This is a genomic window from Stenotrophomonas indicatrix, assembly GCF_002750975.1.
Classification (GTDB): Bacteria; Pseudomonadota; Gammaproteobacteria; order Xanthomonadales; family Xanthomonadaceae; genus Stenotrophomonas; species Stenotrophomonas indicatrix.
Genome location: NZ_PEJS01000001.1, coordinates 2,472,020 through 2,484,062 on the forward strand (window position 1 = coordinate 2,472,020; position 12,043 = coordinate 2,484,062).

General features: G+C 66.3%; 13 protein-coding genes. 6 read left to right on the top strand and 7 right to left on the bottom strand.

Going from position 1 to position 12,043, the window contains the following annotated elements; translation table 11 throughout:
* The first annotated feature begins 112 nt into the window (after positions 1–112).
* Complete coding sequence (locus tag CR918_RS11495) at positions 113–1,237, top strand: pyridoxal phosphate-dependent aminotransferase (protein ID WP_099843008.1); 1,125 nt, start codon at positions 113–115, stop codon at positions 1,235–1,237.
* Positions 1,238–1,366: 129 nt separating this feature from the next.
* On the opposite strand, the gene zipA is transcribed toward CR918_RS11495, so the two are convergent.
* The 7 genes from zipA to CR918_RS11530 all read right to left on the bottom strand — a co-directional run bounded on the left by zipA (position 1,367) and on the right by CR918_RS11530 (position 8,468).
* On the bottom strand, positions 1,367–2,104 hold the full coding sequence (gene zipA, locus CR918_RS11500; RefSeq protein ID WP_025876911.1) for a cell division protein ZipA: 738 nt from the start codon (positions 2,102–2,104) through the stop codon (positions 1,367–1,369).
* Positions 2,105–2,150: 46 nt separating this feature from the next.
* The gene (gene smc / locus CR918_RS11505; RefSeq protein WP_025876909.1) at positions 2,151–5,654 is read right to left on the bottom strand and encodes a chromosome segregation protein SMC; all 3,504 of its coding nucleotides are present in this window, start codon (positions 5,652–5,654) and stop codon (positions 2,151–2,153) included.
* 400 nt (positions 5,655–6,054) lie between these two features.
* The gene (rplI, locus tag CR918_RS11510) at positions 6,055–6,507 is read right to left on the bottom strand and encodes a 50S ribosomal protein L9 (protein ID WP_025876905.1); all 453 of its coding nucleotides are present in this window, start codon (positions 6,505–6,507) and stop codon (positions 6,055–6,057) included.
* Positions 6,508–6,612: 105 nt separating this feature from the next.
* A complete protein-coding gene (gene rpsR, locus CR918_RS11515; protein WP_002804494.1) occupies positions 6,613–6,843 on the bottom strand; it encodes a 30S ribosomal protein S18 in 231 nt (76 codons plus the stop codon).
* A gap of 11 nt (positions 6,844–6,854) precedes the next feature.
* Positions 6,855–7,292 (bottom strand): 30S ribosomal protein S6, encoded by a 438-nt coding sequence (rpsF, locus tag CR918_RS11520; protein ID WP_025876882.1) that lies wholly within the window; start codon positions 7,290–7,292, stop codon positions 6,855–6,857.
* 201 nt (positions 7,293–7,493) lie between these two features.
* Positions 7,494–8,036, bottom strand: coding sequence for a CbrC family protein (locus tag CR918_RS11525; protein ID WP_099843010.1), 543 nt, complete (start codon positions 8,034–8,036; stop codon positions 7,494–7,496).
* Positions 8,037–8,129: 93 nt separating this feature from the next.
* Positions 8,130–8,468, bottom strand: a complete 339-nt coding sequence (locus tag CR918_RS11530; protein ID WP_033831500.1) for a HesB/IscA family protein — start codon at positions 8,466–8,468, stop codon at positions 8,130–8,132.
* Positions 8,469–8,598: 130 nt separating this feature from the next.
* Between CR918_RS11530 and asnS the strand changes: the two genes are divergently transcribed.
* From asnS to can, 5 genes are all read left to right on the top strand, one after another.
* On the top strand, positions 8,599–9,993 hold the full coding sequence (asnS, locus tag CR918_RS11535; RefSeq protein ID WP_012511556.1) for an asparagine--tRNA ligase: 1,395 nt from the start codon (positions 8,599–8,601) through the stop codon (positions 9,991–9,993).
* Between the two features lie 33 nt (positions 9,994–10,026).
* Positions 10,027–10,326: a hypothetical protein gene (locus CR918_RS11540; RefSeq protein WP_006376524.1), complete on the top strand. Its 300-nt coding sequence runs from the start codon at positions 10,027–10,029 to the stop codon at positions 10,324–10,326.
* Positions 10,327–10,333: 7 nt separating this feature from the next.
* Complete coding sequence (locus CR918_RS11545) at positions 10,334–10,648, top strand: hypothetical protein (RefSeq protein WP_025876872.1); 315 nt, start codon at positions 10,334–10,336, stop codon at positions 10,646–10,648.
* A gap of 9 nt (positions 10,649–10,657) precedes the next feature.
* On the top strand, positions 10,658–11,296 hold the full coding sequence (locus CR918_RS11550; RefSeq protein ID WP_032976302.1) for an FMN-binding negative transcriptional regulator: 639 nt from the start codon (positions 10,658–10,660) through the stop codon (positions 11,294–11,296).
* Between the two features lie 73 nt (positions 11,297–11,369).
* Positions 11,370–12,032 carry a carbonate dehydratase gene (gene can, locus CR918_RS11555; RefSeq protein ID WP_006376530.1) on the top strand — a complete coding sequence of 221 codons (663 nt, stop codon included), beginning with the start codon at positions 11,370–11,372 and terminating at the stop codon, positions 12,030–12,032.
* The last annotated feature ends 11 nt before the right edge of the window (positions 12,033–12,043 follow it).

Sequence of the window (12,043 nt, forward strand, 5' to 3'; positions counted from 1 at the left end):
CGGGACTGGCGGCGAGCAACGGTCGCCCATGGTTGGAGACGCTGCACAGCCCCTTGCCCGCGCTGACCACCAGCGCTAGCGTGCGTCGGTCGCCCTTCCGGAACCGTCCCCTGTGACCTTGCCTGCCTCCCGTCGCCACTTCCTGCAGATGGCCGGTGCCGGTCTCGCCCTCGCCAGCAGCGGCCTGCCCCGGTCGGCCCAGGCCCAGCCGGCGACCGTTGCGCCGCCACCCGCCGATGCGGGCGCGGCGCTGCTGAACTTCAACGAATGCCCCTATGGCCCCTCGCCGGCCGCACAGCAGGCGGCGCGCGACAGCATCGCCAGCTGCGGCCGTTACCGCTTCGCCCTGGCCGGTGAGGTGCGCGACGCATTCATCGCCCAGGCCGGCATTCCCGCCGACCACGTGCGCCTGTATCCGGGCTCCAGCGAACCGCTGAACCGTGCGGCGACACTGTGGACCGGCCCGCAGGCGGGCCTGGTGGTGGCCGACCCGACCTTCGAGACGCTGGGCGAGATGGCAGCTGCGCGCGGCGCCCATGTGCAGACGGTACCGCTGCGCGGCGATGGCGCGCACGACCTGCGCGCGATGGCGGCCGCCGCGCACGCGCGACCGACCGGCCTGCTGTACGTGTGCAATCCCAACAACCCCACCGGCTCGATCAGTCCGGCCAACGAGCTGGCCTGGCTGCTGGCCAACAAGCCCGCAGGTACCCGGGTGCTGCTGGACGAGGCCTATCTGCAGTACAGCGAACAGCCCAGCCTGATTGCAAAGGTGGCCCAGCGCGATGACCTGATCGTGCTGCGCACCTTCTCCAAGCTGTACGGCATGGCCGGCCTGCGTCTTGGCGTGGCTGCAGCGCATCCGGAGCGCCTGCGCGAGCTGGCGAGCCTGGGCGAGAACCCGCTGCCGGTGCCCGCCCTTGCAGCGGCACTGGCCAGCCTGCGCGACCCGCAGTTGATCCCGCGACGACGTCTGCAGAACGCCAAGGTCCGGCAGGCCACCATCGCCTGGCTGGGCAAGCGTGGCTTTGACTGCCTGCCGACCGAAGCGAACTGCTTCGTGGTGGATGTGCAGCGCGACGGCGCGGCCTTTGCCAAGGCGATGGCGGACAACGGCGTGGTGATCGGCCGCAGCTGGCCGATCTGGCCGCAGCGCGTGCGCGTGACCGTGGGCACCGAAGAGGAAATGGCCGCATTCCGCAACGCGTTCGCGAAAGTGGCTGGGGTACCGGTCTGACCCTATCCACGCATGGCGTGGATCTACTGGTCTGGTGGGGGGCGAACCCTGGTTCGCCGCATCCACGCATGGCGTGGATCTACTGTTGTGGGTGCCGACCGTTGGTCGGCACGCCAGGACCTGCCGCGCTTACCAGCGCGGGGTCTTGGTCAGCGGCGGCGCCTGGTGCTGGCGATCATAGGCGCGCAGCTCATCACGGATGTGGGCGATGCGCTGGCGGCCGAGCGCGTTGCGGCTGTCATCCAGCACCACGCCATCGAGCAGTTCAGCCATGCGCTGCACGGTCGGCAGCATCTTCTCCCAGGCGTCCAGCGCGGTCAGCGGTGCCGGCAGGGTCAGGAAGAAGGCGATGGCCGGGGTTTCCATGGCGCGGATGTTGCCCATATCGAAGCTGCCCGGCTTCATGATGCTGGCCATCGAGAAAATCGGGCCCCGCTCGGGATGCCCCTCCACCAGCCGGTGGAAGACATTCATGTGGCCAAACACCAGGCCGGTCTTCTCCGCTGCCACGACGATGTCTTCGCCGCGCAGCTGCTCACCGGCGCGGGCGGCCACGAACAGCGAAACGATCTTGTCGAAATCCTGCGTCGCACGCTTGCCCAGGTCGCTGGCCGCGCCATCGACATCGGGCAGCCCCAGTTCGGCCTGCTCGACCGTCTCGCCCATGCCCGGCTCGACGCGGTCGCCGGCCACAGGCACGCCATCCTCGCCCAGCACCGGCTCGCGACGCTCGCCGCTGGTCGGTTCGGCGCTATCGAGGCGACGGCCCTGGGGCTTCTTTTTCGGGCGGCCAAACAGGAAGATCGCAGCGACCAACAGCAGGCCGGCGGCCAGGATGCCGATGCGCAACAGTGCCGTGTCGGACATTCGTTAGGTTCTCCGGCTAGTTCATTCAGGTAACTAGGATGGCACGTCAGGCCGCGCCCGCCAATCGCGCGGCTTCTTCCAGGTCCACGCTGACCAGGCGGCTGACTCCCGGCTCGCGCATCGTCACGCCCGACAACTGGTGCGCCGCTTCCATCGTGGCCTTGTTGTGGCTGACGAACAGGAACTGCACCTTCTCGCTCATTTCCTTGACCATGTTGGCCAGGCGGCCGACGTTGGCTTCATCCAGCGGCGCGTCCACCTCGTCCAGCAGGCAGAACGGTGCCGGGTTGAGCTGGAAGATCGCAAACACCAGCGCCACGGCGGTCATCGCCTTTTCGCCGCCGGACAGCAGCGAGATGCTCGACACGCGCTTGCCCGGGGGACGCGCCATGATGGTCACGCCGGTATCGAGAAGGTCTTCGCCGGTCAGCTCCAGGTAGGCGTGGCCGCCACCGAACAGGCGCGGATACAGCGCCTGCACACCGGCGTTGACACGGTCGAAGGTGTCCTTGAAGCGGCCCCGGGTTTCGCGGTCGATCTTGCGGATCGCATCTTCCAGGGTCTCCAGCGCGGTGGTCAGGTCCACGTGCTGCGCATCCAGATACTCCGAGCGCTGCGAGGCTTCGCCATACTCGTGGATCGCGGCCAGGTTGACCGGCTCCAGCCGGCGCATACGACCGTCGATCTGGTGCACCGCCTGCTCCCAGTCGCCCAGGCGGGCCTCTTCGGGCAGCGCGTTGATCACATCCTGCAGCACGAAACCGGCCTTCTCCACTGCGCCCTGCAGGGTTTCGGCACTGAGTACCAGCGCCTGCTGGTCCAGCTTGCGCTGCGAGATGCGCTCGCGCTGGGACAGCGCCTGCTCGTCGCGCTGGTGGCGGGTCTGCTCGTAGTTGCGCAGTTCGGCATCGATGCCATCCAGCAACGTGCGCGCTTCGGTCAGCACGCGATCGGCACGGACACGCTCTTCCAGCGCGTTCTGGTGCTCGGCCTGCAGCGATTCGACCGGGGTATCGCCTTCGTCCAGCTGCGAATGCAGTTCGCCCAGGCGTGCATCAAGCTGGCCGCGCTGGGTGCTCATGCGTTCCAGCGCTTGGCTCAACGACGCCACCTGGGCGCGCTGTGATTCCAGGGTCAGGGCCAACGCGTGCGACCGCTCGCGCACCGCACGGGCGGCGTCGCGGGCCAGATCACGCGCCTCGGTCAACTGACGGCGTTCGCCCTCCAGGCCCTGCCGGTTCGACTCCAGGTCACCCATGCTGTTGACCGCATTCTCCAACCGCGCACGCGCTTCACGCGCCTGCTCGCGATTGATGTCCAGGGTCTCCAGCAACTGGCTGAGCTCGCCTTCGATACGGTCGATGCGCGTACGTGCCGCCTCCACCTTGCCCTGCTGGCCCTGCAGCTGGCCGGCCAGTTCGGACACCGCGCGGTGCGCCAGGTACAGCGCACGCTGCGCATCCTCGCGCTGCTGTTCGGCGGCCAACAGGTGCTCGCGGAAACCGGCCAGCTGTTCTTCCAGTTCGGCTTCGCGCGATTGCAGCTGCTCGATCTGCTCGCGCAGTTCGTTGATTTCGCGTTCGCGCAGCAGCGCGCCCTGCTTGGCGGCGCCGGAGCGCGACACGCGCACCCAGCCTTCGCCCAGGCGTTCGCCGCCCTGGGTGATGATGGAATCTCCCTCGGGCAGGCTGGCCTGCAGTGCATTGGCTTCGGCAAGGTCACGCGCGCCGTGCAGGCGCGCAAGCAGGCGCCGGATCGGCGCCGGGCCCCGCACGCGTGCAGCCAGCGAGGTCGGCGCAACCTTCAGGTCCGCACCGTCATTGGCAACCAGCGCGATGCGGCCTTCGCCCAGCTCACCCAACGCATCGACCAGGCTGGCCGGGTCATCGACCAGCACGCCTTCGATCAATTGACCGAGCGCGCTTTCCACTGCGTTTTCCCAACCCGCATCAACATCCAGGCGCTCACCTACGCGCGCGGCCGAATCCAGCCCACGCGACTTCAGCCACGCCACCGCCGCGCCCTGCTCCTGGCCGAGTGCAGCCTGCTGCAGGGTTTCCAGCGAAGACAGGCGCCCGCGCAGGCCATTGACCTGCTTGCGCAGCTCGGCCAGCTCGTTCTGCCCGTTGCGCTGCTGCTCCTGCACGGCGGCGACACCGTGCTTGCGCTCCTCGACCTGCTCGGTCAGCTCATCCAGCGCGGTCTTCTGCGTATCGTGCTGCAGGTGCAGCTGCTCGAAGACTTCATCCAGTGCATCCACGTCCAGCCCAGCACGTTCGGCCGCCAGCGCTTCGCGGCGACGATCGGCATCAAGGATCTGCTTGTCCAGGTAGTCCACGCGGGTGCGCTCGACCTCGCCGGCGCGCGAGGCTTCCGAGCTCTGCGAGGTGTGCTGCTCCCAACGCTGCTGCCAATCGGACAACCGCGCTTCGGCCTCACGCAGGCCTTCCTGCTTGATCTCGTTTTCTTCCTGCAGCGCTTCCAGCTGCGGGGTGGCCGCATCGACCGCTTCGCGCAGCACCATCAGCTTGGCCTCGTCGCCGCTGATGTGCTGGCCCAGTTCGGCCAGTGCCTGGCGGGTTTCATCGCGCGCCTTGTGCAGGCGCTGCGACAGTTCGCGCTGGTGCTGGATCTGCTGTTCGAGGCGGGCCAGCGTGCTGCCCACCTGGTAGACCTCGGCCTGCGCGGCATTGAGCGCATCGGCAGCCTCCTCGCGGCGCACGCGGGAAGTCTCGATCCGCGCCTCAGCGTCGCGCTGGTCGGCAATCAGCTGCTGCAGCTTGGTTTCTTCCTGCGACAGCCCTTCGCGCAGCTTGGACAGGCGACCATCCAGGCCACGGTATTCCAGCGCCTTCCACTCTGCATCCTTGACCCGGCGCTCTTCCTGCAACGCCTGGTACTGCTCGGCCTGCTTGGCCTGCCGCTTGAGGTGCTCGAGCTGCTTGGTGATTTCCTCGCGCAGGTCGCCGAGGCGGTCCAGGTTCTCGCGGGTGTGGCGGATGCGGGTCTCGGTTTCCTTGCGGCGCTCCTTGTACTTGGAGATGCCGGCGGCCTCTTCCAGGTACACGCGCAGGTCTTCCGGGCGCGCTTCGATGATCTGGCTGATCATGCCCTGCTCGATGATCGAGTAGCTGCGCGGGCCCAGGCCGGTGCCGAGGAACAGGTCGGTGATGTCGCGACGGCGGCACTTGGTGCCGTTGAGGTAATAATTGCTGCTGCCGTCACGGCTGACGGTACGCTTGACCGAGATCTCGTTGAACGAGGCGTACTCGCCGGAGATCGTGTGGTCGGAGTTGTCGAAGATCAGCTCGACGGTGGCCTGCGAGACCGGCTTGCGGGCATTGGAACCGGAGAAGATCACGTCGGTGAGCGAGTCACCACGCAAGCGGCTGGCCGAACTTTCGCCCATGACCCAACGCACCGCGTCGATGATGTTCGACTTGCCGCAGCCATTGGGTCCCACCACGCCGGTCATGTTGGTCGGCAGGTGCAGGGTGGTCGGATCGACGAAGGACTTGAAGCCGGACAGCTTGATCGTGGAAAGACGCATGGCGTGATTGGGTTCCGGGCAAGGGCCTTACGGCCGCCACCATAGTGGATGTCAGGTCAGCCAGCACCTCAAGCCCTTGATTTCAAAAGAATTCAACAAGGCCAAGGGTGACGCAATGGAATGAGTATAGCGGGGCCAATGTTCCACGGGCGGGATGACCGTGGGAGGAGGCTCAGCGCTCACGCCCGCTCGTGCTTCCAGGCTCTGCCGGAGGCCGCCCCGTAAACCGACCCGGGTCCGGAAAATGAGGCCAACGCATTGATCTTCATGGATTCATCCAGGATCTATCGGCACGGGCGTCGCACGCCAAGCACCGACCCGGCCGGACAGGCCGCCCCAAAACAAAACGGGCACCCTTGCGGGCGCCCGTTCTGGTGATACCAGGCCTTGCGGCGTGGGATCAGGCCTTTTCGGCTTCAACCACGACCTTGACGGTGGTCTCGACGTCCGCGTGCAGGTGCACCAGGACTTCGTACTCGCCAATGTTGCGGAAGGCGCCTTCGCCCAAGATGACTTCGCTCTTGCTCAGCGCCAGGCCGGCAGCGGTGAAGGCATCGGCGATTTCGCGCGCGCCGACCGAGCCGTACAGCTTGCCTTCGGTCGAAGCGTTGGCGGCGACGGTCACGCTCGCGCCTTCCAGCTTGGCCTTGCGGGCTTCGGCTTCAGCGTGGATGGACTGGGCCTTGGCTTCGTAATCAGCGCGCTTGGCTTCGAACTCGGCCTTGTTGCTCTCGGTGGCCGGAACGGCCTTGCCCTGCGGCACGAGGAAGTTACGGCCGTAGCCCGGCTTCACGTCGACCAGGTCGCCCAGGTTGCCGAGGTTGGTGACTTTCTGCAGGAGGATCAGCTGCATGGTATTGCTCCAGATAAGTTATTCGTTAGCGAGGCGCGGGCCCCGCAACAAAGGCTGTCCGAATAGCTGGCACAGCGGGGGCAGCGCGAAGCTGCCCCGCCGGCATCAGACGTCGTGGTTGTCGGTGTACGGAATCAGGGCCAGGAAGCGAGCGCGCTTGACGGCGGTCGCCAGCTGACGCTGGTACTTCGACTTGGTACCGGTGACGCGGCTCGGCACGATCTTGCCGTTCTCGGTCAGGTACTGGCGCAGGGTGTTGAGATCCTTGTAGTCGATCTCCTTGACACCTTCGGCCGTGAACTTGCAGAACTTGCGGCGACGGAAGAACTTGGACATGTCAGTGCTCCTTAGGCGGCCGAAGCGGCGTCGTCGCCGGCATCGTTGTCAGCGGCGGGGGTGGTTTCGCCTTCTTCGTCATCACGACGACGACGCTCACCACGCTCGGGCTTGTCGCCCTTCTCGTCCTTGCTCTTCATGATCAGCGACTGCTCGGTGTCAGCCTCGTCACGCTTGATGACCAGGTTGCGCAGCACGGCGTCGTTGAAGCGGAAGCTCTCGGTCAGTTCGGTCAGCACGGCCTGGTCGACTTCGATGTTCAGCAGCACGTAGTGCGCCTTCACCAGGTTCTGGATCGGGTACGCCAGCTGGCGGCGGCCCCAGTCTTCCAGACGGTGGATGGTGCCGTTGCCGTTCTCGACCAGCGACTTGTAGCGCTCGATCATGGCCGGGACCTGCTCGCTCTGGTCCGGGTGGACCATGAACACGATTTCGTAATGACGACTCATGTTTTTCTACCTTTCGGATGTGGCCTTGCGGCCGGACAGCCCCCCGCCGTTGATACCGCGGTGGGGCAAGGGATCCTGCCAGGGAGGCAGGAAGCCGCGCATTATGGCGCAGATGGGGCTGCCGGGCAACCGGCGAGCCGCAGAGCGACCTGAACCTGGTAGCGCCGGGCCATGCTCGGCGAACGCGGAAACCGCCCCGGGCTACCCCAGGTCCACATGCAGGCGGTGCTGGCCGCATTGCAGGCACTGGAACAGGCAGCCGACCATCTCCCCGTCCCGGCTCAGGTGTTCCAGCAACCAGTCGGCGTCGCGCGGGTTGACCTCGGCCACGTCCGGCCGGACCTGGTCGAGGATGGGCAGGAGGTCCTCGCTGCCGGCAAAGCCGAGGAAGGCGCAGGGCCGCTCACAATGGCTCAGCCAGACCGATTGCTGCCAGCACGAGTAGCCCGGGGTGCGCTCGCAGATCTCCAGCAGCAGCTCGCGGGCGATGGTCGGCGGCGGGTCGGCTGGATCCGGGGATACCCCTTCAATATCGCTCCAGCCGGTGAATTCACCCTCGTAACTGGCCGCTGCCCTGCCATCGGCGATACACCAGGGGCACAGGTAATCGGGACGCAGCGGGGTGTAGAACGGCCCCCGGTAACGAAGCGTCCGCGACTGACCGCAGCAGTCACAGATCCCGTCGACCTCTTCGAAGGAGAGGGCGTAGGCGTTGGGGTGATAAATGAAAAGCGGTCGTTCCATCCGTGGATCCCCTCCCTGCCGACCAAGGTCGGCATCTACCAGAGCAGGTTCCGATAGCGCCGGACCACGTCCGGCAGGCGCCAGAACCGGCCGTCAGGCCTTGTCGGCGTCGGTGGTGAAGCTCTCGCCGCAGCCGCACTCGGCGGTGGCATTCGGGTTGCTGAACGTGAAGGTCTCGCTCAGGCCGTGCTTGCCGAAGTCGATCACGGTGCCGTCCACCAGGGCCAGGCTCTTGGCGTCGACATAGATTTTCACCCCGTCCTGGTCGAACACGGTGTCGTCCGCGCGCTCGTCGCGGGCCAGGTCGGTGATGTGGCCCCAGCCCGAGCAGCCGGTCTTGGTCACGCCAAAACGCAGGCCCAGCGCGCCGGGGGTCTGGGCGACAAAGCGCTGCACGCGCTCGAAGGCAATAGGGGTCAGGCTGACAGCCATGGTGGATCACTCCTGAGGTACCGGGACATTATAGGGAGCCGATGACCGCAGAAATGCCTCGCAAGCAGAACGCTGCAACCGGTAAACTCCCGTGTTCATAGATCGAGTCGATCAGCAGAGGATTCAAGTCATGACGGTGGTCAGCGTTGAGCATGCGCTTGCCGGGAAGATCCCGGAAGGTGGCGAAGTCACGGTACGCGGTTGGGTGCGCACGGTGCGCGGTTCAGCAAATCTGGCTTTCGTGAATGTGACCGACGGCTCCTGCTTCGCCCCGATCCAGGTCGTGGCCGGCGACGCGCTGGCCAACTTCGACGAGATCAAGCGCCTGACCACCGGCTGCTCGCTGGTGGCCACCGGCACGCTGGTGAAGTCGCAGGGCAAGGGCCAGTCGTTCGAGATCCAGGCCAGCGCGGTCGAGGTGGTCGGCTGGGTCGAAGACCCGCTCACCTACCCGATCCAGCCCAAGCCGATGACGCCGGAGTTCCTGCGTGAAGTGGCGCACCTGCGCCCGCGCACCAACCTGTTCGGCGCGGTCACCCGCATCCGCAACTGCCTGGCCCAGGCCGTGCACCGCTTCTTCCACGAGAACGGCTTCAACTGGATCAGCACCCCGATCATCACCACCTCCGACGCCGAAGGCGCCGGCCAGATGTTCCGCGTGTCCACCCTGGACATGGTGAACCTGCCGCGTGACGCCCAGGGCGGGATCGACTTCAGCCGCGACTTCTTCGGCAAGGAAACCTTCCTGACCGTGTCCGGCCAGCTGAACGTCGAGGCCTACTGCCTGGCGCTGAGCAAGGTGTACACCTTCGGCCCGACCTTCCGCGCCGAGAACAGCCACACCACCCGCCACCTGGCGGAGTTCTGGATGATCGAGCCGGAAATCGCCTTCGCCGACCTGGCCGAAGACGCACGCCTGGCCGAGGAATTCCTGAAGTACCTGTTCCGCGCGGTGCTCAACGAGCGCGGCGACGACCTGGCCTTCATCGCCGAGCGCGTGGACAAGAACGCGATCACCAAGCTGGAAGACTTCATCAACGCGCCGTTCGAACGCATCGATTACACCGATGCGGTCAGCCTGCTGCAGAAGTCCGGAAAGAAGTTCGACTTCCCGGTCGAATGGGGCCTGGACCTGCAGACCGAGCACGAGCGCTGGCTGACCGAGGAACACGTCGGTCGCCCGGTGGTGGTGACCAACTACCCCGAGCACATCAAGGCCTTCTACATGCGCCTGAACGATGACGGCAAGACCGTCGCGGCGATGGACGTGCTGGCCCCGGGCATCGGCGAGATCATCGGTGGCAGCCAGCGCGAAGAGCGCCTGGACGTGCTGGATGCACGCATGGCGCAGTTCGGCCTGGATCGCGAGCACTACAGCTGGTACCGCGATTTCCGCCGCTACGGCTCGGTACCGCACGCTGGCTTCGGCCTGGGCTTCGAGCGCCTGGTGGTGTACGTCTGCGGTCTGTCCAACATCCGCGATGCGATCCCCTACCCGCGCGCCCCGGGCAGCGCGGACTTCTAAGCCCACACGCACGACCACGGAGGTACTGCCCCCATGACCCTGTTCTTCGCCCTGTGTTTCGTCGGCGTTGCAGTGGCCGGGTTCAGTGCCTTCGTGATTTTCTGGCCGCTGACCCTGGTGCATGTGCGCGATCGCCATCCGGCGCTGGCGCAGCGCTTCGGCAGTGGCGCCTTCCTCAAGCCCGATGCGCTGGGCTGGCTGCTGCGGCGCGAATACCGCACCCAGCCGGACCGCTCGCTGTCCGGGCTGGCGACGCCCGCCTGGGTATCGCTGCTGACCCTGCTGGCCGGACTGGGCATGGCTGCCCTGCTCTGGCTGGCCTCGCTCTGGTAAGACACACATGAACGACCTTTCCCACGTCCGCGACAGCTGGTGGCTGGCCAGCCTCGGCAACACCCTGATCTGGGCGCGCCTGCGCATCCGCGAGGCCGGCACTGCCGAAGTGCTGGACAGCGATGGCAATACGCTGAGCTACGACAGCGAAGACACTGCACGCTCGCAGCTGTTCGATGCCGAGTTCGTCGAGTACGACGGCCTGGATGAAGAAGATGCGCTGGTGCGCGGCTTCTCGCTGCATGAAGTGCAGCCACCGCAGGCAGGCAGCGACGAAGGCCTGCGCGGGCGCATGGTGCAGTCGCTTGGCAGCCGCGCCTGAGGCCAACCGATGTTCACCCCGCGCGCTTTCGCCGAGACCGACCTGCTGTGGCTGGATCGCCTGCTGGCGCGTGATCCATTCGTCACCGTGCTGACCGCCGGTGGCGATGGCCTGCCGGAACTGACCCGGCTGCCGGTGCTGTACCAGCGCGACGGCGACCACATCGAGCTGCGCGGCCACTGGGCCCGTGCCAACCCGCAGGCACGCCACAGCGGTGCGGCCAAGGTGCTGGTGGAGGGGCCGCATGGCTATGTATCGGCCAGCTGGTATCCGGACAAGGAACCGATGGCACGGGTGCCCACCTGGAACTACGCCGCCGCCGAGCTGCGCGGCCAGTTGCAGCCCTTCGACGATACCGATGCCCTGGCCCAGCTGGTCAGCGATACCGGCGACCACTTCGAAGCCAGCGTCGGCCAGGACTGGCGGTTCGAACCCGAGCGTGACGACCACCGCCGCCAGCTGCGCGGCATCGTCGGCTTCCGTTTTACCGTCGAACAGGTGCAGCTGACGCTGAAGCTGAGCCAGAACCACCCCGAGGCCAACCAGCAAGCGGTGATGGCCGAACTGGAACGCCTGGACAATCCCCATTCCACCGAACTGGCGCAGTGGATGCGCCGGTATCGCGACGAAGCCGCCGCAGGCAGCTGAGCGCTCTGTTTCCCGCGACGACGCGACCAGAACGGCCGCGCCTTGCCCCCACCCGACGTCAGGGACCCCGAACATGAAAGACATCCACAAGCTGCTGCAGAACAACCGCGAATGGGCTGACCGGATCGAGAAGGAAGATCCTGACTTCTTCCATCAGCTGGCCAAGCAGCAGCATCCGGAATACCTGTGGATCGGCTGTTCCGATTCGCGCGTGCCGGCCAACCAGATCATCGGCATGGCCCCGGGTGAGGTGTTCGTGCATCGCAATGTGGCCAACGTGGTGGTGCATACCGACCTGAACTGCCTCAGCGTGATCCAGTACGCCGTGGACCAGCTGAAGGTGAAGCACATCCTGATCGTTGGCCATTACGGCTGCGGCGGCGTGCACGCCAGCCTGAACAACACGCGGGTGGGCCTGGCCGACAACTGGCTGCGCCATGTCGGTGACGTGGCGCAGAAGCACGCCGCGATCATGGATGCGATCGAGGAGCCGGAGCTGAAGCATGCCCGCCTGTGCGAACTGAACGTGATCGAGCAGGTGGTCAACGCCTGCCGCTCGACGATCGTGCAGGACGCCTGGGCCCGCGGCCAGAAGCTGATGGTGCACGGCTGGGTGTACAGCCTGAAGGACGGCCGCGTGCGCGAAATGGGCATCGACGTGGGCGCACCGGAAGAACTGCAGCCGGCCTACGAGAAGGCCCTGTCCTACGTTCCGCGCCGCGGCCGGCGCGACTGACCCTCCCTTAC